The 18,077-nt window shown below is 65.7% G+C and carries 22 protein-coding genes; 13 read left to right on the top strand and 9 right to left on the bottom strand.

What is annotated here, in order from left to right:
• Positions 1-28: 28 nt before the first annotated feature.
• From KO516_RS09775 to KO516_RS09760, 4 genes are all read right to left on the bottom strand, one after another.
• On the bottom strand, positions 29-820 hold the full coding sequence (locus KO516_RS09775) for an ABC transporter permease (protein ID WP_216003602.1): 792 nt from the start codon (positions 818-820) through the stop codon (positions 29-31).
• Positions 817-1,533, bottom strand: a complete 717-nt coding sequence (locus KO516_RS09770; protein ID WP_216003601.1) for an ABC transporter ATP-binding protein — start codon at positions 1,531-1,533, stop codon at positions 817-819. The genes KO516_RS09775 and KO516_RS09770 overlap by 4 nt, the downstream gene beginning before the upstream one ends.
• On the bottom strand, positions 1,530-2,279 hold the full coding sequence (locus KO516_RS09765) for an ABC transporter permease (protein WP_216003617.1): 750 nt from the start codon (positions 2,277-2,279) through the stop codon (positions 1,530-1,532). Before KO516_RS09765 ends, KO516_RS09770 begins: the two co-directional genes overlap by 4 nt.
• Positions 2,280-2,456: 177 nt before the next feature.
• Positions 2,457-2,660, bottom strand: a complete 204-nt coding sequence (locus KO516_RS09760; RefSeq protein WP_216003600.1) for a hypothetical protein — start codon at positions 2,658-2,660, stop codon at positions 2,457-2,459.
• Positions 2,661-2,864: 204 nt separating this feature from the next.
• Here KO516_RS09760 and KO516_RS09755 point away from each other — a divergent pair, with 204 nt between their 5' ends.
• The 8 genes from KO516_RS09755 to pqqE all read left to right on the top strand — a co-directional run bounded on the left by KO516_RS09755 (position 2,865) and on the right by pqqE (position 8,984).
• Complete coding sequence (locus KO516_RS09755) at positions 2,865-4,409, top strand: ATP-binding protein (protein WP_371742061.1); 1,545 nt, start codon at positions 2,865-2,867, stop codon at positions 4,407-4,409.
• 9 nt (positions 4,410-4,418) lie between these two features.
• The gene (locus KO516_RS09750; protein ID WP_216003599.1) at positions 4,419-5,099 is read left to right on the top strand and encodes a response regulator transcription factor; all 681 of its coding nucleotides are present in this window, start codon (positions 4,419-4,421) and stop codon (positions 5,097-5,099) included.
• A 78-nt stretch (positions 5,100-5,177) separates the two neighbouring features.
• Positions 5,178-5,660 carry an acyl-CoA thioesterase gene (locus tag KO516_RS09745; protein ID WP_216003598.1) on the top strand — a complete coding sequence of 161 codons (483 nt, stop codon included), beginning with the start codon at positions 5,178-5,180 and terminating at the stop codon, positions 5,658-5,660.
• 116 nt (positions 5,661-5,776) lie between these two features.
• The gene (gene pqqA / locus KO516_RS09740; protein WP_040384855.1) at positions 5,777-5,869 is read left to right on the top strand and encodes a pyrroloquinoline quinone precursor peptide PqqA; all 93 of its coding nucleotides are present in this window, start codon (positions 5,777-5,779) and stop codon (positions 5,867-5,869) included.
• Positions 5,870-5,896: 27 nt separating this feature from the next.
• Positions 5,897-6,793: a pyrroloquinoline quinone biosynthesis protein PqqB gene (pqqB, locus tag KO516_RS09735; RefSeq protein ID WP_216003597.1), complete on the top strand. Its 897-nt coding sequence runs from the start codon at positions 5,897-5,899 to the stop codon at positions 6,791-6,793.
• The gene (gene pqqC, locus KO516_RS09730) at positions 6,790-7,536 is read left to right on the top strand and encodes a pyrroloquinoline-quinone synthase PqqC (RefSeq protein WP_216003596.1); all 747 of its coding nucleotides are present in this window, start codon (positions 6,790-6,792) and stop codon (positions 7,534-7,536) included. Before pqqB ends, pqqC begins: the two co-directional genes overlap by 4 nt.
• Positions 7,533-7,808, top strand: coding sequence for a pyrroloquinoline quinone biosynthesis peptide chaperone PqqD (pqqD, locus tag KO516_RS09725; protein ID WP_216003595.1), 276 nt, complete (start codon positions 7,533-7,535; stop codon positions 7,806-7,808). Before pqqC ends, pqqD begins: the two co-directional genes overlap by 4 nt.
• A 66-nt stretch (positions 7,809-7,874) precedes the next feature.
• On the top strand, positions 7,875-8,984 hold the full coding sequence (gene pqqE, locus KO516_RS09720) for a pyrroloquinoline quinone biosynthesis protein PqqE (protein WP_216003594.1): 1,110 nt from the start codon (positions 7,875-7,877) through the stop codon (positions 8,982-8,984).
• A gap of 92 nt (positions 8,985-9,076) precedes the next feature.
• Here pqqE and KO516_RS09715 read toward each other — a convergent pair whose 3' ends face one another.
• The 5 genes from KO516_RS09715 to KO516_RS09695 all read right to left on the bottom strand — a co-directional run bounded on the left by KO516_RS09715 (position 9,077) and on the right by KO516_RS09695 (position 13,468).
• The gene (locus KO516_RS09715; RefSeq protein ID WP_252737511.1) at positions 9,077-9,442 is read right to left on the bottom strand and encodes a YbaN family protein; all 366 of its coding nucleotides are present in this window, start codon (positions 9,440-9,442) and stop codon (positions 9,077-9,079) included.
• 74 nt (positions 9,443-9,516) lie between these two features.
• Complete coding sequence (locus tag KO516_RS09710; protein ID WP_216003592.1) at positions 9,517-11,799, bottom strand: FdhF/YdeP family oxidoreductase; 2,283 nt, start codon at positions 11,797-11,799, stop codon at positions 9,517-9,519.
• Between the two features lie 274 nt (positions 11,800-12,073).
• Positions 12,074-12,445, bottom strand: coding sequence for a YncE family protein (locus tag KO516_RS09705; protein ID WP_216003591.1), 372 nt, complete (start codon positions 12,443-12,445; stop codon positions 12,074-12,076).
• A complete protein-coding gene (locus KO516_RS09700) occupies positions 12,429-12,980 on the bottom strand; it encodes an SRPBCC family protein (RefSeq protein ID WP_216003590.1) in 552 nt (183 codons plus the stop codon). The genes KO516_RS09705 and KO516_RS09700 overlap by 17 nt, the downstream gene beginning before the upstream one ends.
• Entirely contained in the window at positions 12,977-13,468 is a 492-nt protein-coding gene (locus KO516_RS09695) for a DUF3280 domain-containing protein (RefSeq protein ID WP_216003589.1), read from the bottom strand. Before KO516_RS09695 ends, KO516_RS09700 begins: the two co-directional genes overlap by 4 nt.
• Before the next feature lie 190 nt (positions 13,469-13,658).
• On the opposite strand from KO516_RS09695, the gene KO516_RS09690 reads away from it, so the two are divergent.
• The 5 genes from KO516_RS09690 (at position 13,659) to KO516_RS09670 (ending at position 18,008) form a co-directional block, all read left to right on the top strand.
• Complete coding sequence (locus KO516_RS09690; protein ID WP_252737510.1) at positions 13,659-14,843, top strand: ABC transporter substrate-binding protein; 1,185 nt, start codon at positions 13,659-13,661, stop codon at positions 14,841-14,843.
• A 9-nt stretch (positions 14,844-14,852) separates the two neighbouring features.
• Positions 14,853-15,821, top strand: a complete 969-nt coding sequence (locus KO516_RS09685; RefSeq protein ID WP_216003587.1) for a YVTN family beta-propeller repeat protein — start codon at positions 14,853-14,855, stop codon at positions 15,819-15,821.
• Between the two features lie 118 nt (positions 15,822-15,939).
• Positions 15,940-16,902 (top strand): ABC transporter substrate-binding protein, encoded by a 963-nt coding sequence (locus KO516_RS09680; protein WP_216003586.1) that lies wholly within the window; start codon positions 15,940-15,942, stop codon positions 16,900-16,902.
• 50 nt (positions 16,903-16,952) lie between these two features.
• Entirely contained in the window at positions 16,953-17,567 is a 615-nt protein-coding gene (locus KO516_RS09675; RefSeq protein ID WP_252737514.1) for an ABC transporter ATP-binding protein, read from the top strand.
• 12 nt (positions 17,568-17,579) lie between these two features.
• The gene (locus KO516_RS09670; RefSeq protein ID WP_216003584.1) at positions 17,580-18,008 is read left to right on the top strand and encodes a hypothetical protein; all 429 of its coding nucleotides are present in this window, start codon (positions 17,580-17,582) and stop codon (positions 18,006-18,008) included.
• Positions 18,009-18,077: the final 69 nt, after the last annotated feature.

The following is an 18,077-nucleotide window of genomic DNA, read 5'->3' as shown; positions in this document are numbered from 1 at the left end:
GTTTGCGCTGTTAGCGCCGCAGGATGGTCTATCCCTTGCGCCGCCGCGTCATGCCATGGGCCGGATCATATCCCAGCACCGCAGCGCCAAAGAACAGCGCAAAGCTCAGGCAGACCCAGAGCAGCGCCCAGAGGTTGGGGTGCAGATACAGCGCAAAGCGGATCAGCTCGACCGCATGGGTGAAGGGATTCCACGCGCAGATATCGCGCAGGAGCTGCGAGCTTTCGGCCATCTTCCACAGCGGGTAAAGCGCCGTCGACAGAAAGAACATCGGGAAAATGACGAAATTCATCACCCCCGCGAAATTTTCCAGCTGCCGGATGGTCGACGAGATCAGCAACCCCAGCGCCCCCAGCATCAGCCCCGACAGCACCAGCGCCGGCAGCACCGCCACATAGCCCCACGGATCCAGCGTGATGCCAAAACCCGCCGCCACCGCAAGGAAGACATAAACCTGAAGGATCGACACCAGCGCCCCGGCCAGCAGCTTTGACAGCAGCAACCACCAGCGCGGCAGCGGCGAGGTCAGCAGCAGCCGCATCGAGCCCATCTCCTGATCGTAGACGAGGCTCAGCGACGATTGCATGCCGTTGAACAGCTGGATCATGCCGCACAGGCCGGGCACGATATAGACCTCGTAGGTGATGTAGGTCTGGTAAGGCGGGATGATCGACAGGCCAAGCGCGGCGCGAAACCCCGCCGCGAACACCACCAGCCAGACCAGCGGGCGCACCAACGCCGCCAGAAAGCGCGAGCGCTGGCGCACAAAGCGCATCGCCTCGCGGCGGATGATCGCCAGCATGGCGACAAGATAGATCATGTCGGCACCTCCGAGGCGGTCATCTCGATGAACACATCCGCCAGCGGGCGGCCCGCGCGCAGGGTTTCCGCGCGCTGATGCGCCAGAACGCGGCCCCGGTGCAGCACCACCACGCCGTCGCTGTCGCGGATCTCGTCGACCAGATGCGTCGCCCACAGCACGGTCAGCCCCTGCCCTGCCAGCTGATGCACATGATCGACGATCCCTTGCCGCGACTTGAAATCAAGCCCCACCGTCGGCTCGTCGAGCAGCAGCACCTTGGGGTCGTGAATCAGCGCGCGGGCGATTTCCATGCGGCGGCGATGCCCGCCATTGAGATCGCGCGCCCGCTCATTCGCGCGCTCGGCCATGCCAAGCTGCTCGAGCGCCCGCGAAGCACGGATCGACGCCTCGCGCCCGGCAATGCCATGCAGCGCCGCGAAATAGCGCATGTTGGCGGCAACCGACATGTCCAGATCCAGCGTCGGTTGCTGGAACACCACGCCGATCTGCGACAGCGCGGCGCGCGGGGCGCGGGCCATGTCCTGCCCGGCAACGCAGATCCGCCCTTCGCGGGTGACGAACAGCCGGGTCAGCAGGGCGAACAGCGTCGATTTTCCCGCCCCGTTCGGCCCCAGAAGCGCGGTGAACCCCGGCATCAGGGCAAAGCTGACCCCATCGAGCGCCCGCTTGGCGCCGTAGGCATAGCCAAGATCGCTGACCGTCAGGGTCATGTCTGCCTCCACCGGCTTGCGCGCCGTTCAAGGGGTTGCAGCGCCAGCCATTCCACCGCCAGCATCACCGCGATGAAGCTGAAGGCGTAGACCAGCACCATCGCCACGTCGAAGAGCTGAAAATACAGGTGGATCTGAAAGCCGACGCCGTTGGAGCGGCCAAGGAATTCCACCACCAGCACGATCTTCCAGATCACCGCCACACCCGAGCGGGCCGAGGCGGTGATGAACGGCGCCAGCTGCGGCAGCACCACATGGCGCATCCGGCGCAGGAACGGCATCCGGTAGATCCCCGCCATAGCATCCAGACCGGGATCAAGCGCCCGCGCGCCCTCGCGGATCACCGTCGCCACATTGGGGATCTTGTTGAGCGTCACCGCCACGATGGCGGCGGTCTCGGTCAGGCCGATCCACAGGTAGCACAGCACGATCAGCACCAGCGCCGGCAGGTTGAGAAACACCACCAGCCATGGGTCGAGCCAGCGATCGAGCCGCGGCAGCCGCCCCATCGCCAGCCCCAGCGCAATGCCCACCGACATCGCCAGTCCGAACGAACAGACCACCCGCATCAGCGTCATGCCAAGGTGAAACCCCAACTCGCCGCTGCCAAGCGCGCGCAGAAAGGCGGGCAGCAATTGCCACGGTTGCGGCAGCACGCTGGCATCATCGCTCAGCGTTGCGGCCATGATCCAAAGCGCGGCAAGGCCACCCAGCGAAACCGCCGTGACAAGGCCGCGTGATGCCATCTTCGCTGTCGACAAGCAAAGATCCTCCCTTCCTCCGAAGGGGATGCTGATGCGAAGCTGGGGGAAAGGTCAACCGCTGCCAAAGGGGCATATCGCCGGGGCAGCCATCAGGGTCGGGAAGCGGCGTTTCGGGGCAGTATCACGCGGCCGGCCCTCCCAAGGGCCGCGTGATCGGGGTCAGGCGTCGTGCTCGCCGGGGCGCAGGCTGCGGCATTTCCAGCCGGACACGATGTGGCGCGGATGCGACTCGGACCATTTCGCCAGTTCGGGCTGCGCGCCCATCATGCAGGCCATCGGGCTCATATCGGTGAACAGCAAGCTGCGTTCCTGACATTGGTCGGGGGCCATCGACAGGCAGGTGACAAAGAGAAGTTCGATCATGCTAGCCTCAGAGTTCTGGTTGACGTAGAGACGTTAAGCGTCACCCGAAAATTTCAAAAAAGGATGTACGATGCCTGCGAGGCCTGCTGCACCGCAGCAATATGAGTTGAATTTGCTGAAACATGCAGCAATTGATTGAACATTGGGCAGATCGGGAACAGGCGTGGCATTGACCCTCCTGCAAGGCATGGCTTGGAAACCGACGTGCGCACGTTTAGCCTGAAGGCCCGTCTGGGGCTGGCCTCTGCCGCGCTGGGGCTGGCTGCGCTGCTGGCGGCGGGTCTGCTGGTGGCGGGCATGGCGCAGGTGTCGACACGGCTCGACGAAGCGCTTGGCGCGGAACGGCGGCTTCAGGGCTATGCCGCGCTGTCGACGCAGGTGTCGACCTTTCTGGTGGTCGCAACCGAGATGGTGCAGACCGACACCCTCGCCGAGACCCGCGCCGCCCGCACCGACGATCTGGCCGAGACGGTCCGCCAGAGCTTTGCCCATCTGCGCGCCGGGCTCGACAGCGAGGTGACGCAAGCTCAGGGGCTTGATGCGCAATCGCGCCGGGCCACCCAGTCGCTGGCCATCGCGCGGATGGAAGCGCTGTTCCGCAGTTCGCTCTCTGGGCTTTTGGGCGCGGGCGACAAGGCGCGGCTGCGGGCGCATCTCGATACCTTTGCGGCAGGGTTCGAGCCGCTGCTGGGAGACGCGGTGAAAGAGGAAACCCGTCTTCGCGCCGACATCCTTGGCGGCATCGACCGGCTGCGCCACCGGCTGACGCTGCTGGCGCTGGCGATTGGCGCGGCGGCGCTGCTGCTGGCGCTTGGCGTGTATTTCGGGCTGGTGCGCCCGCAATTCGCCCGGCTTGATGCGCTGCTGGGCGCAGCCCGCCGCATCAAGGCCGAGGATTTCGACGTCGCCCTGCCCGAGGGGCGCGCCGACGAGATCGGTCGCCTTGCCGCCGAGACCAACCGCATGGCCCGTGCGCTTGCGGCGCGGGCCGAGGCGGTGGCGCAGGATCGCGCCGATCTGAACGACACCATCGCCGCGCGCACCGCCGCGCTGAGCGCCGCCAACACCCGGCTGGAGCGCGCCGACGAAGACCGCCGCCGGTTCTTCGCCGACATCTCGCACGAGCTGCGCACGCCGCTGACGGTGATCCTGATGGAAGCGCAGCTTGGCAGGCAGGGGGCCGAGCCGCTGCCCTCGTTCGCCACCATCGAGACGCGCGCGCAGCGGCTGAACCGGCGCATCGACGATCTGCTGCGGGTGGCGCGCTCGGAAACCGGGCAGCTGGCGCTGGACCCGGCGCCGGTGGATCTTGCCGTGCTGCTGGCCGAGGTGGCCGCCGAAACCAAGGCCGAGCTGGCCTCGGCGGGCATGACACTGACGCTGAGCCCGGCGCCGCTGAGCGTGATGGCGGATCGCAACTGGCTGCGGCAGGTGCTGGTCGGGCTGCTGCGCAATGCCATCCGCCACGCCCGCAGCGGCGGCGCGGTGACGCTGTCGGCGACGGCTTCCGGCGGCATGGCGCAAATCGAGGTGAGCGACCTTGGCCCCGGCATCGCGCCACAGGATCAGGCCCGGATCTGGGACCGCTTTGCGCAGGGCGGCAGCGGCAATGCGCAAGGGTTTGGCCTTGGCCTTGCGCTGGCGGCTTGGGTGATCGAGGCGCAGGGCGGCACGATTTCCGTGACCTCTCCGGTTGCCGATGGCCGGGGCACGCGGATAACGACTCGCCTTCCGCTGACGCCGCGATAAGCTGTGCCCATGACCCGCGCGCCCCGCCTTCTCGTGATCGACGACGACCCGGAAATCCGTTCCGCCCTTGCCCGCGGGCTGGGCCTGCATGGCTACGCGGTCGAGGCCGAGGCCCGCGCCGACACCGCCCTGCCCCGCCTGCTTTCGGGCAACTATGACGCAGCGGTGATCGACGTGATGCTGGGCGAAGACAGCGGCATCGAGCTTGTGCGCCGCGCCCGCCAGCACGGCGCGAGCCTGCCGGTGGTGATGCTCTCGGCGCTGTCGGATGTCGATCACCGCGCCGAAGGGCTGGAGGCGGGGGCCGACGATTACGTGATCAAACCCTTTGCCTTCGACGAGCTGGTCGCGCGGCTGAAGGTACAGCAACGCCGCGCCGCCGCCCTGCGCCCCGCCCCGGCGCAGCTGTCCTCCACTGACCAGACTCTGGCGACGCAGACCCGCAGCGTTCAGCTGACCGACCGGGAATTCGCGCTGCTGGCGCTGCTCGCCGAACACGCGGGCACCGTGCTGCCCCGGCAACAGATCCTTGAAACGCTTTGGGGCCTGGAGCCGGCCTCGGACAATGTGGTGGATGTCTATATCGGCTATCTGCGCCGCAAACTCCGACCTGCCTGCGATTTCGGCTTCGAGATCGTCACCGAGCGTCATCGCGGCTTTTGCTTGAAAGGCACCGCCCCCCGGCGCTAGGCCGCACCGAAAGCGCTTGCCCTGCAAGCCGTTCACATCCTATCGAAATTCCGTGACCTCACAACAGGAGCCCCGCCAATGGACCCCCGCCAGCTAGACATGACCGTGCTCATGACCCCGGACATGGCCAATTTCTCGGGCAAGGTGCACGGCGGCGCGCTGCTGAACCTGCTCGACCGGGTGGCGTTTTCCTGCGCCTCGCGGTTTTCCGGCTGCTATGCCGTGACTCTGTCGGTGGATCAGGTGACCTTCAAGCAGCCAATCAACGTTGGCGAACTGGTGACCTTTCGCGCCGCGGTGAACCACGCCGGGCGCACCTCGATGGAAATCGGCATCCGGGTCGAGGCCGAAGACATCCGCAAGGGCACCCGCCGCCACACCAATTCGTGCTATTTCACCATGGTCGCGGTCGACGAGTCCGGCAAGCCGAAGGCAGTGCCCGAGCTGAAGATCCTTACCGAGGCCGAAGCCAAGCGCAATCGCGCCGCAGCGATCCGGCGCAAGCTGCGCCGCGAGTTTTCGGAAGAGTTGAAAAAGGCCGCCGAAGGCCCACATCCCTGAACGAGGTGCCGACCAAGGTCTTAGCCCCTCTTACAATATAAGACTCGCGCACCCTGCCTTGAATTTGGCAGTCTGCCAGATACGAAACCCCTGTCTGAACCTGAGGAGGAAAGACGATGGCCTGGACAAAACCCGTTATCCGCGAGATCGAGTGCGGCATGGAAATCAACATGTACGGCCCCGAGCACGACGACGGCGTCCTGTTCTGATCAAGCGGCGCGCGCGGGAGACGTAGCATGACCATCCGCGCGCGTATCCTTGGGGCAGCGGCCGGCGGCGGCCTGCCGCAATGGAATTGCGGCTGCCCCAATTGCAATGCCGCCCGGGCGGGCGAGATACCGCCCCAGACGCAAAGTTCGCTGGCGGTTTCGGCCAATGGCACGAATTGGGCGATCCTGAACGCCTCGCCGGACATTCGCGCCCAGTTGGCGGCGACGCCGGAATTGCACCCGACCGGGCTGCGGGACATGCCGTTGACCTCGGTACTGGTGACCAATGGCGACATCGACCATGTGGCGGGCCTGCTGACGCTGCGCGAAATGCAGCCATTTGCCCTGTTTGCCACGCCCGGCATCCACCAGGTGCTGGCGGAAAACCCGATCTTCAACGCCGTCAACGCGGCGGTGGTGCCGCGCAAGCCCATCGCGCTGGACACGCCGTTCGAACTGGCCCCCGGCCTGAGCGCGACGCTGTTCGCCGTGCCCGGCAAGGTGCCGCTTTACCTCGAAGGCGAGACGGTGCAGACCGACGTGATCGGCGAGCAGACCGTTGGCGTGGCGCTGCAAGCGGGCGGGGACACCGCCTATTACATTCCCGGCTGCGCCCTGCTGCCGCAGGATCTGCGCGCGCGGCTGCAAGGCGCCAGCCTTGTGTTCTTTGACGGCACGCTGTGGCGCGACGACGAGATGATCCGCGCCGGGCTTGGCCAGAAAACCGGCAAGCGCATGGGCCATATGTCGATGAGCGGCGAAGACGGCTCGCTTGCCGCCTTTGACGGGCTGAGCATCGGCCAGAAGGTCTATGTGCATATGAACAACACCAACCCGGTGCTGCGCCCCGGCGCGCCCGAACGGGCGCAGGCCGAAGCCGCGGGCTGGACCATCGGATGCGACGGTATGGAGGTAACCTCATGAGCCAATCGCGGCAGGATTTCGAAGCCCGGCTGCGCCAGATCGGCGCCGAGCGCTATCATGACAAGCACCCGTTCCATCACCGCCTGCACGGCGGGCAGTGTACCCCGGACGAGGTGCGCGCATGGGTGATCAACCGCTATTATTATCAGCATTCGATCCCGATCAAGGACGCCGCCTTTATGTCCCGCGTCGAAGACCCGGACCTGCGCCGCATCTGGCGGAGCCGCATCGAGGACCACGACGGCACCGAGCAGAACGAGGGCGGCATCCGCCGCTGGCTGCGCCTTGCCGATGCGGTGGGGCTGGATCGTGATTACGTCGCCGCGCGCCGGGGCGTGCTGCCGGCCACCCGTTTCGCCGTGGATGCCTATGTGCGCTATGTGCGCGACAAGACGCTGCTTGAAGCGGTGGCCGCCTCGCTGACCGAACTGTTCGCGCCAAAGATCCACGCCAACCGCATCGAAGGCTTGCTAGCCCATTACGATTTTGCCGATGACAGCGCGCTGAGCTATTTCCGCAACCGCCTGAACGAAGCGCCCAAGGACGTGGCCTTTGGCCTTGGCTGGGTGCTTGACCATGCCGATACGCAGGAAAAGCAGGACATGGCCGCCGCCGCCCTGACCTTTAAGACGGATGTGCTCTGGGCGCAGCTTGATGCGCTTTGGGGGGCCTATGTCGAACAGCGCATCCCCCCCGGCGCATGGCAACCTGGCGAAGGGCTGGCGCGCGGCAGAGCCGCATGATGCAGCCCGAGGAGATTCCGTTTCTGCCGCGCGGCGTGCGCATTCACCGCGATGCCGTGCGCGACACATGGGTGCTGCTGGCCCCCGAACGCACTGTCACGCTGGACGAGATCGCCCATGCCATCCTGTCCGAGGTCGACGGCGTCAAGAGCCTGCAAGACATCACCGCCAGCCTCGCCGCCCGCTATCAAGCGCCCGCAGAGCAGATCGCCAAGGATGCCGCCGGGTTCCTCGGGGCCTTGCACGATCGCCGCTTTGTCGATCTTTCCTGAGGCCGCACACTCGATTTTCAGATCCGCACCGGTCCTGTGACCGGCGCGTCGCAAGAAAGCCAAGCCATGACCAAGCCACGCCCGCCCATCGCGATGCTGGCCGAGCTGACCCACCGCTGCCCGCTCGCCTGTCCCTATTGTTCCAACCCGGTCGATCTTGCCCGTCAAGACAGCGAACTCGGTACCGCCGACTGGGTGCGCGTGTTCACCGAGGCGGCGCAGATCGGCGTGTTGCAACTGCACCTGTCGGGTGGCGAACCCGCCAGCCGCCGCGATCTTGAAGAGTTGGTACAGGCGGCACGGGAGGCAGGGCTTTATACCAACCTCATCACCTCGGGGATCGGCCTGTCGCAAAAACGTCTGCAGGCGCTGGATGCCGCCGGGCTCGATCATGTGCAGCTGAGCCTGCAAGGCACCACACCCGAAATGGCCGACGAGATCGGCGGGTATCGGGGCGGCTACGCCCGCAAGATGCAAGTCGCCGAGTGGATCGGGCAAATTGGCTTTCCGCTGACGCTGAACGCGGTGCTGCATCGGCGCAACCTGCACCAGCTGCCCCGCGCCATCGAGATGGCCGTCGAGATGGGCGCGCGCCGCATCGAGGTCGCCACCGTGCAGTTCCACGGCTGGGCGCTGAAGAACCGCGACGCGCTGATGCCCACCCGCGCGCAGGCCGCCGAGGCGACGCGCATCGTGACCGAGGCCCGGCGCGCCCTGAAGGGCAAGCTGGTCATCGATTATGTGCCCGCCGATTATCATTCCGATTATCCCAAGCGGTGCATGGGCGGCTGGGGCTCGACCGGGCTCAACATCGCGCCCGACGGGTTGGTGCTGCCTTGCCATGCGGCGCAAACCATCCCGCACCTGCGCTTTGACAATGTGAAAAACCGCAGCCTTGCTGACATCTGGGAAAACGGGACAGCATTCAACGCCTATCGCGGCACCGACTGGATGCCCGAGCCCTGTGCCTCCTGTGACCGCAAAGAGGTGGATTTCGGGGGCTGCCGCTGTCAGGCGATGGCGCTGGCCGGGGATGCCGGGGCGACGGACCCGGTCTGCGTCAAGTCTGCGCATCATGTCGATCTTCAGAGCCGCGCCGATGCCCATGCGGCGGCGGAGGCTGCGCTGATCTATCGCACGGCCCCCGGAAAGCCTGCCAAAGAGCCTGTGCAATAGCGCCATCGGCAAAGGTCGAGGGGGGCCAGCCCCCCGCGCTACGCGCACCCCCCCGGAGTTTATCTTGCAAGATGAAGATCGGGCGCGGCGCGTTAGCTGCCTTGCTTCGGCAGCGGGCGGGTGAGGATGAAAATCGCCGCGCCGCCCATGGCAACCCCCTGAAACAGCAGCGCCTGCCACGGCAGCCCCAGTGCAAGACCGATGGCGAAGACACCGCCCATGGTGCCCACCGCGAGCGTACGGGCCCGCGCCGAGATTGCGCCCTCGGCATGCCAGTCGCGGATCATTGGCCCAAAGACACGGTTGCGCAGCAGCCAGCGGTGCATCCGTTCGGACCCGCGCGCATAGCAGAAGGCGGCGAGCAGCACCAAGGGCGTGGTCGGCAGCAGCGGCAGCGCAATGCCCAGCACCCCGAGCGCCAGTGCAAGCGAGCCGCAGATGATCCAGAAAATGCGCAAGAGTCCTCCGCGCGGGGAAGCGCCCCGGTTTGCCAGAGTAGCGCCCGAAAGCGGCGCGGGAAAGGCCTCATGCGTCATGGAACGATCCGCACCGGGGTGCCCTTGTAGGCGGGCGTGGCCGAGTTCTTTTCGTGATAGCCCAGCGGCACAAGCGGGTTCAGTTCCGGGTAATAGCCCGCGATGCAGCTGTCCGGCAGATCATATGGGGTGACCGTCAGCCCATCGACCTGGCGGTGGACTCCGTCCTCCACAAGGGTTTCAAGCGCCACTTGCTGCCCCTCGGCAAGGCCGAGCCGGTCGATTTCCGCGCGGTTGATCAGCACGACCATGCGGCTGCCCTTCAGCCCGCGCAGCCGGTCGGAAAAGCCGTAGATCGTTGTGTTAAACTGATCGTTCGAGCGCAGGGTGATCAATGTCATACCCGCACCGGGGGCCTGCCCCAGCGCCGACAGGGTGGTTGGCGCGGTGAATTGCGCCTTGCCGCTGTCGGTCTTCCAAACGCGCTCGCGCGCCGGGTTGCCGCGATAAAACCCGCCCGGCTGCATCAGGCGCTGGTTGAACTGCGCGAAATCATCCGGGAAGGTCGCCTCTATCAGATCCCGCACGAGATCGTAATTCGCCGTCCACTCACGCCATTTCAGCGCCGGGTTCGGATCGAGCGTCGCCTCGGCCATGCCCGCGACGATGGCCAGTTCGGATTTCACCGTGTCAGACGGCGGCTCGGCCCCGCCAAGCGAGCCATAGATATGGCTGAACGTGTCCTCCATTGACACCGCCTGTTCGCCGCCTGCCTGCCTGTCGCGATCGACCCGACCGAGGCAGGGCAGGATATAGCTCACCTCTCCGGGCACCAGATGCGAACGGTTGAGCTTGGTCGCGACATGAACGGTAAGACGCAGACGCGGCCAAGCCGTTTCCAGCCGCTCCCGGTCGGGAAGCGCGCGCAACAGGTTGCCGCCCAGCGAGATCACCGCCTTGACCTTGCCATCAAGGATGCCTTCGCAGGCATGCACCGCGTTGAGCCCGTCCTGCTTGGGCGCGTCGATGTCAAAGAGCTGTTTCAACTTGTCCGCCGGCATATACCCGGCTTTCTCGCCAACCCCGACGGTGCGCTGCCCCTGCACATTGGAATGGCCGCGCACCGGCGAAATTCCCGCCCCGAGCTTGCCGATATTGCCGCGCAGCAGCAGCAGGTTGACCAGCATCCCAAGGTTGAGCCACCCGTTCACATGCTGGGTCAGCCCCATGCCATAGATGCCAATGCTGCGCCCGGCGGACAGATAGACCTCGGCGGCCTGTTCGATCATGGCGCGGCTCAGGCCAGACTCGCGCTCGATCTCGGGCCATGTGGCGGCGTGCACCGCCTCGAGCATTGCGTCGATCCCTTGCGTGTGCTGGGCGATGAATTCGTGATCGATGACGCCCGGCACGGCCTCTTCGGCGGCCAGCACGCATTTGATCAGCCCTGCAATCACCGCGATGTCACCGCCCGGCTTCACCTGATAATACTGCCGAGACATCTTCGTCGCCGGGGCCAGCGTCATCTGCGCCGGGCTTTGCGGATCGGCGAATTCGATCAATCCCCGCTCGCGCACCGGGTTGAAGGTCACGATCCGACAGCCCCGGTCCACCGCCGCCTTGAGAGTGTGCAGAAAGCGCGGCGAATTGCTCCCGGTGTTCTGACCGAAAAAGAAGATCGCATCGCAATGGTCGAAATCCTCAAGCGTGCAGGTGCCGACCGGGGTGCCGATGAAGGTCTTGAGGTTCACCGAGGTCGTCTCGTGACACATGTTCGAACTTTGCGGCAGGTTCTGATGCCCCATGGCGCGGGCGAAGAGCGCATAAAGATACGACGCCTCCAGCCCGGCGTGCCCCGATGCGTAGAACACCGCCTGCTGCGGCTCCATGGCGCGCAGCTCGGCGCCGATGGCGGCAAAGGCGTCGTCCCAGCTGGTGGCAACATAGCGATCCTGCGCCACATCATAGCGCAACGGCTCGGTCAGCCTCCCGGCGCTTTCCAGATCGTGGTCGTGCCAACCCTTCAGCTCTTCGAGCGTGTGATCGGCAAAGAACGCCGCGTCGGCGCGCCGCCGGTCCAGCTCCCACAAGGTCGCTTTGGCACCATTCTCGCAGAATTCCACCGGACCGGGCTTGGCGGGCTTGGCCCAGGCGCAGGACGAACACATCGCCCCTCCCGGCTTGTTCAACGTTCCAAGAATCTTCATCGCCACAGCCGACGGCTTTGCCTCGCCAGCGATCTGTGCAATGCCCTCCAGCGATCCCCAGCCGCCCGCTGGCGCTTCGTCATAGGGGGTATCGGGATCCTGCTGCGTGGCGGAGTGGCGATAAACAGTCATCGGGCGCGGTCCTCGTGGCAAAGCAAGGGGATAACGCACCGCATGCACATCCGTTCCGATACCGGGCGCGGCCCCGGCCTTCTTCTGGCCTGAAATATCCCGGGGGGAGCGCATCGCGCGGGGGGCAGCGCCCCCCTGCACCGCCAGCCGTCAACAACCCGCCATATCCATCTTGGTGCAGGCGGGGATGCCGCTGGCACAGCGCTGTGCGCGCGCACAGCACCTCAGGTTTACCGCACCTGCGCGGCAAGTCGCATCACCAGCACAACGGCTTTCATGGCGGATCATCCATCAGAAAGACCCGCGCATCGTACCTGTCGGAAACGAACAACCGCCCCCGCGCCGCATCGAAGACCGCCCCGATCGGGCCGCCATCCAGCGCCTGCGATGCCAGCAGCGCGCCCTCGGGCGACCAGCGCCGCACGGTCTTGTCGTCCGGCGAAACCGTATAGACCACGCCCGGCGCAACAGCGGCTCCGGCCGGCTTTCCGGGCACCTCCCACCGGGCGATTTCAGCCTGCGACACGGTGTCGACGACGCTCCGCGCATCGCCGGCCTGGCAGGTCACAAAGGCGAGGTCGGCGCTGGCGGACGTGGCGGCCGCCAGTGCCAGAACCAGCAGCCCGGCGCTAGGAGGCAGGCGCACCAAGGGTCTCGACCAGCGCATCCAGCCCCGCCTGATAGACAGCGCTGACCGCCGCAATGGCGGCCTCGTCGTTCAGCTCGGGGGGCGGATCGTTGTTGGGATAGCCGCGATAAAACGCGCCGCGCCATTCCACCACCGATCCGCCGCCATCGCGCGGCGTCACCGTCAGGTGCGAGCTGTAATTGGTCACCGGCAGCACCTCGACCGCCACATCAGTGATGCGGTAGCTGTAGGACATCTTCTCGGCGGAATACTTGTAGAGCACCTCCTCGATCCGGGGCCCCTCGCGACCGGCATCGCTCAGATACAGGCTGCGGGTCGCGTCGATGTCATTGCCTCCCTGCCCCTCCTGCGAGACCACCGCCGGGTGCCAGCCCATGTCCTGAAAATTGCCGATGACAGCCCAGACCTCGGCCGGATCGGCAGAGACCTCGGCAGTCAGCGTGATCTTTTGCCGGGTTGGCCCATGCGCCAGTGCGGCGCCCGGCAGCAGTGCAAGCACCGCCCCCGTGGCCAGCAAGCTTCGTCTGTTCATTCGTGCTCCTCCCTGAAGAACGTGTTGCGCAGGATGTACTCCATGCCCCGCCGCCAGCTTTCATCCGTATTGCCACGGATATCGACGACGCGGCCTTTCACCATCTCGCCCGTGGATGCTGCGCGCATCTGCAGGTTCATCGACAGGATCAGGTTCGACACTTTCTGCACCTCTCCGACGAGGCTGAAATCGGAGCCCAGTTCGGCTGCCATGCGGGTGTCGCAGCCATAGCATTTCGCCGGGTTCGTCACCCCGTCGAGCTTGTCCTGAACCGGGGCCAGATCGACCAGATCGTAGCCCGCGGCGGTAAAGCGATCGCGCACCATCTGCGTCAGCATCGCAAGGCGTTGCAGCTCTGCCGGGTCCTGACCCAGCTCCTGCGTCTGAAGGCTATCATCGAGATAGCTCAGCCCGAAGAACGCCACCTTGCCACCCGCCACGGCGGGCATGGCAAGGCTCATCAGTACCAAGGTCAAACGGGCAAGCATCGGCGCCTTCTCAGAAATTAAGACTCGCGTCCAAAGGTGCGCCCGCTACCCTCGGTCTCGCAACCGATCCGGAAGTATTGGTTCCGAAGTCGCCCGGGGAGGGGCAGGCTTCGGGGCCTCAGGCCCGGCGACTTCGCCGGTTTCGGGCAGGCACAAGGACGCCCCGCACCAGGGGCGATGGGAGGAGACATTGCAGACAAAAGCCCTGCCGCTGCTCGCCGCGGCGTTTGCTAGCATTGCCTTTGGCGCTCAGGCGCTCGACATCCGGGCCGGGGTGTTGCGGGTCGATTACCCCGCCCTGCTGCCGATCTCGCGCTATGACATCCGCCCCGATGATCTTGCCTTTGCCGGGGCCATGCTGGCCGATGAGGACAACGCCACCACCGGGCGCTTTCTAGGGCATAGCTATGAAACCGTGACCGCCAGCACCGCCCCCGACATGGCGATGGCGGCGCTCGAAGAGATGCTTGGCACGGGCATCCGCTACGTGGTGGTGGATGCCAAGGCGCCCGAGATCGCGGCGCTGGCCGAGCGCGCCGCGCAGGATGGCGCGCTGATCTTCAACAGCCGCGCCCCCGACGCGGCGCTGCGCAGCGAGGCCTGCCACGCCAACCTGCTGCACATCGCCCCGTCCAATGCCATGATGGCCGACGCCGTGGCGCAATTCGCAATCTGGAAACAGTGGAAACGCTGGTTCCTCGTGTCCGGATCGAACCCCGCCGACCGCGCCTTGGCCGACGCATACCGCCACGCGGCCGCGAAATTCGGCGCGACCATCGTCGAGGAACGCATTTTCGAAGACACCGGCGGCGCGCGGCGCACCGATTCAGGCCATGTTCTGGTGCAGCGCCAGTTGCCGACCTTTCTGCAAGGGGCCGAGGCGCATGACGTGGTGATCGCCGCCGATGCGACGGATTACTTCGCCGCGTACCTGCCCTTTCACCTGTGGACCCCGCGCCCGGTTCTCGGCAGCGCCGGCCTGCGCCCGGTCGCCATTCACGGCGCGCATGAAGCCTGGGGCGCGACCCAGTTCCAGAACCGCTTCGAGACGCTGACCCGGCGCCACGTGATGGACGAGGATTTCAACACATGGCTTGCCCTGCGCGTTCTGGGCGAGGCGGTGACGCGCACCTCCTCGAATGATCCGGCGGTGATCGAGGATTACGTGCTCTCGGAAGATTTCGAGCTGGCGGCGTTCAAGGGGCAGAAGGTGACCTTCCGGCCATGGAACGGCCAGTTGCGCCAGCCGATCCTGCTTTATGATGGGCGCATCACCGTCAGCGTCTCGCCGCAGGATGGCTTTCTGCACCGGGTCTCGCCGCTCGACACGCTCGGGCTGGACGAGCCGGAATCCAACTGCACCGCTTTCGAATAGGACACAAAGATGAAACTGATCCTGACCGCCGCGCTTTGCCTTGCTGCCTCGGGCGCGCTTGCCGGCAAGGCCTTTGTCTCGAACGAGCGCGGCAACACCATTTCGGTGATCGACACCGACACATGGAGCGTGATCGAGGAATTTAACGGCGGCAACCGCCCGCGCGGCATCACCCTGTCGCCCGATGGCACGCTGCTGTATGTCTGCGCCTCGGATGACGACACGGTGCGGGTGTTCGACACGCTCAGCTACGAAGAGCTCTATACCCTGCCCTCGGGGCCCGACCCCGAGCTGTTCGTGATCCACCCGACCGGCTCGCCGCTCTATATCGCCAACGAAGACGATAACCTCGTCACGGTGACCGACACGCAGACCCATCGCATCCTTGCCGAGGTCCCGGTGGGCGTGGAACCCGAAGGCATGGCGATCTCGCCCGACCAGCAATGGGTGGTGAACACGTCGGAAACCACCAACATGGCGCATTTCATCTCGACGGCGGATTACCAGATCAAGCACAATGTGCTGGTCGACCAGCGCCCGCGCTACGCCGAATACACCGCCGACGGCACGCGGCTGTTCGTGTCCTCGGAAATCGGCGGCACGGTGAGCGTGATCGACATCGCACAAGACGGCACCCCGACCCTGTCGCAAAAGATCAGCTTTGACGTGCCCGGAGTGCTGCCGGAATGGCTGCAACCGGTCGGCGTGCGCATCACCCGCGATGGCAGCCGCATCTTCGTGGCGCTGGGGCCGGCCAACCGCGTCGCGGTGATTAACGGGCAAAGCCTCGAGGTTGAAGATTACATCATGGTCGGCCAACGGGTCTGGCAGATGGCCTTTACCCCGGGCGAAGACTACCTGCTGACCACCAACGGCAATTCCAACGACATCACGGTGATCGACGTGGCGAAAGAAAAGGCCATAAAGTCGATCCCGGTGGGCCAGCAACCCTGGGGCGTGGTGGTCACCCCGGACTGAGGGCCGACAAGTGCGTCTCGACCGGGCATCCGTCTGCGCCTTTGGTCGGGTGGACAGCCGCCGCGCTGTCGGCAAGATGCAGACGGGACGGCGCAAGCCGGTGGGAGGAAACAGACAAATGCTGAACCGACTCGCTTTGAGTATAGCCGCGCTGTGCCTTGCGGGCAGCGCCCTTGCGCAGGATCTTCCGGTGATCCGCGCCGCCACGCTTCAGATCGGCACGGTGAACTGGGAACTCTCGACGATCATCGACAACGGGCTCGATGAAAAGCACGGCTTCAAGCTGGAGATGCAGCCCTATGCCGACAATGGCGCCACCCGCATCGCGGTTGAAGGCGACGCTGCCGACATGGCCGTCGCCGACTGGATCTGGGTCGCCCGCCAGCGTGCCGAGGGCAAGGATTACGTGGTGATCCCCTATTCCCGCGCCGTCGGCGCCGTGGTGGTGGCGCAGGACTCGCCCGCCCAGACCCTCAAGGATCTTCAGGGCGGCAAGATCGGTATCGCAGGCGGGCCGCTCGACAAATCCTGGCTGATCCTGCGCGCCTATGCCCGGCAGGAAGAGGGTTTCGATCTCAAGGCCGACACGGAACAGGTCTTTGGCGCGCCGCCGCTGATCTTCAAATCGGCGCTTGGCGGCGATTACGCTGGCGCGATCAACTTCTGGCATTTCCTCGCCAAGATGAAGGCCGCCGGGATGCGCGAGCTAATCTCGGTCGAGACCGCCGCCACGGCGCTTGGCCTCGATCCAGACGTTCCGCTGCTGGGCTATTACTTCAAGCAAGGCTTCCTCGACGCCCATCCCGGCCTTGCGCAGGCCTTCTACGACGCCAGCCGCGACGCCAAGGAAATGCTCGCCGATCCCGCCGCATGGGATGCGATCCGCCCACAGATGAACGCGGCCAATGAGGCCCAGTTCGACCAGCTGCGCGGCGACTGGCTGGCCGGTGTCCCCGCGCGCGGGCGGGTCGACGCGGCGGCGGCAGGTAGGCTGCTGGCGCTGATGGGGGAACTTGGCGGCGCAGAGCTGGTCGGCAAGGCAGATCACGTCCCCGCCGGCCTGTTCGCAGAGATACAATGACCCCCGATCCGCACCACCCTCAGGCGATGACGCCCCCCCGCAGCCTGCATATGGACAGACCGCCACTACAGGCCGAGATCCGCGCCAAAGGTTTCGGGCCGGTGCAGGTGCTGCGCGATATTGTCTTCACCGTCGCCCGCGGCGAGACCGTGGCGCTGGTCGGGCCCTCGGGCATCGGCAAGTCGACGGTGCTGCGCATCGTCGCCGGGCTCGATCGCGACTTCGATGGCAGCGTCCGCCGCCCCGAACGCATTGCCATGGTGTTTCAGGAACCGACCCTGCTGCCATGGCGCAGCGCGGCCCAAAACCTGACGCTGATCCACCCTGCACTGACCGGGCGCGCGGCGAACGACATGCTGGCCCGTGTCGGCCTCGCGGGGCGCGGTGATGCTTTCCCCCGCGCGCTGTCGCTTGGCCAGCAACGCCGCCTCGCGCTGGCCCGCGCCTTTGCCGGTGCCCCCGAATTGCTGATCATGGACGAACCTTTCGTCTCGCTCGATCAAGACCTCGCCGACCAGATGTTGCAACTGACGCAAGAGCTGATCGCCGAGCACCGCCCCGCCACCCTCTTCGTCACCCACGCCAGATCCGAGGCCACCCGCCTCGGCGCAAGGGTTCTCGAACTGCGCGGCAGCCCTGCCACGCTCGTTCCCCACCTCGTCTGAAGGATCCCAGCCATGAAATCAGCCCTTCTCGCCGCCGCTCTGACACTCGCTGCCCTGCCCGCCGCCGCCCATGACTTAGGCTTCGCCGGCGTGCTGTCGAACTCCAACAAGGAAGATATGCCCGAGATCACACTGTCGGTTGGCAAGCCCCTTGCAGACGCCCCGATCACACTGAAATCCGGCACGCTCTACGAAGTCGAAATCACCGCCGATGGCTCGGGCGAGCTGGGCCTCGAAGGCTCGGGCTTCTTCCGGGCGATCTGGATCAACGAGGTGGTGATCAACGGGCTTGAAATCCGCCCCTTCGGCGTTGAATCGGTAGAATTCGACGAGGCCGGCACGATGGAGATCGAATTCCTTGCCATCAAGCCCGGCCGTTATGAACTCAAGATCCCCGGCTCCACCGGCGAAAGCCAGCGCGTCGAAATCACCATCCAGTAGCCGCGCTCACAGAAACACGCGCCGTGCCCCCCTTCATCTTGCCAGATAAACTCCGGGGGGGCGCGATAG

The organism is Citreicella sp. C3M06, from assembly GCF_018860705.1.
In the GTDB taxonomy this organism is placed as follows: domain Bacteria; phylum Pseudomonadota; class Alphaproteobacteria; order Rhodobacterales; family Rhodobacteraceae; genus Salipiger.
This window is presented reverse-complemented; position numbering and strand designations above follow the sequence as displayed.

Excerpts from the sequence above, each read along its gene's own strand:
- KO516_RS09775 (WP_216003602.1), bottom strand. The coding sequence starts at position 820 with ATGATCTATCTTGTCGCCATGCTGGCGATCATCCGCCGCGAGGCGATG.
- KO516_RS09770 (WP_216003601.1), bottom strand. The coding sequence starts at position 1,533 with ATGACCCTGACGGTCAGCGATCTTGGCTATGCCTACGGCGCCAAGCGG.
- KO516_RS09765 (WP_216003617.1), bottom strand. The coding sequence starts at position 2,279 with ATGGCATCACGCGGCCTTGTCACGGCGGTTTCGCTGGGTGGCCTTGCC.
- KO516_RS09760 (WP_216003600.1), bottom strand. The coding sequence starts at position 2,660 with ATGATCGAACTTCTCTTTGTCACCTGCCTGTCGATGGCCCCCGACCAA.
- KO516_RS09750 (WP_216003599.1), top strand. The coding sequence starts at position 4,419 with ATGACCCGCGCGCCCCGCCTTCTCGTGATCGACGACGACCCGGAAATC.
- KO516_RS09745 (WP_216003598.1), top strand. The coding sequence starts at position 5,178 with ATGGACCCCCGCCAGCTAGACATGACCGTGCTCATGACCCCGGACATG.
- pqqA (WP_040384855.1), top strand. The coding sequence starts at position 5,777 with ATGGCCTGGACAAAACCCGTTATCCGCGAGATCGAGTGCGGCATGGAA.
- pqqB (WP_216003597.1), top strand. The coding sequence starts at position 5,897 with ATGACCATCCGCGCGCGTATCCTTGGGGCAGCGGCCGGCGGCGGCCTG.
- pqqC (WP_216003596.1), top strand. The coding sequence starts at position 6,790 with ATGAGCCAATCGCGGCAGGATTTCGAAGCCCGGCTGCGCCAGATCGGC.
- pqqD (WP_216003595.1), top strand. The coding sequence starts at position 7,533 with ATGATGCAGCCCGAGGAGATTCCGTTTCTGCCGCGCGGCGTGCGCATT.
- pqqE (WP_216003594.1), top strand. The coding sequence starts at position 7,875 with ATGACCAAGCCACGCCCGCCCATCGCGATGCTGGCCGAGCTGACCCAC.
- KO516_RS09710 (WP_216003592.1), bottom strand. The coding sequence starts at position 11,799 with ATGACTGTTTATCGCCACTCCGCCACGCAGCAGGATCCCGATACCCCC.
- KO516_RS09700 (WP_216003590.1), bottom strand. The coding sequence starts at position 12,980 with ATGAACAGACGAAGCTTGCTGGCCACGGGGGCGGTGCTTGCACTGCTG.
- KO516_RS09695 (WP_216003589.1), bottom strand. The coding sequence starts at position 13,468 with ATGCTTGCCCGTTTGACCTTGGTACTGATGAGCCTTGCCATGCCCGCC.
- KO516_RS09685 (WP_216003587.1), top strand. The coding sequence starts at position 14,853 with ATGAAACTGATCCTGACCGCCGCGCTTTGCCTTGCTGCCTCGGGCGCG.
- KO516_RS09680 (WP_216003586.1), top strand. The coding sequence starts at position 15,940 with ATGCTGAACCGACTCGCTTTGAGTATAGCCGCGCTGTGCCTTGCGGGC.
- KO516_RS09675 (WP_252737514.1), top strand. The coding sequence starts at position 16,953 with ATGGACAGACCGCCACTACAGGCCGAGATCCGCGCCAAAGGTTTCGGG.
- KO516_RS09670 (WP_216003584.1), top strand. The coding sequence starts at position 17,580 with ATGAAATCAGCCCTTCTCGCCGCCGCTCTGACACTCGCTGCCCTGCCC.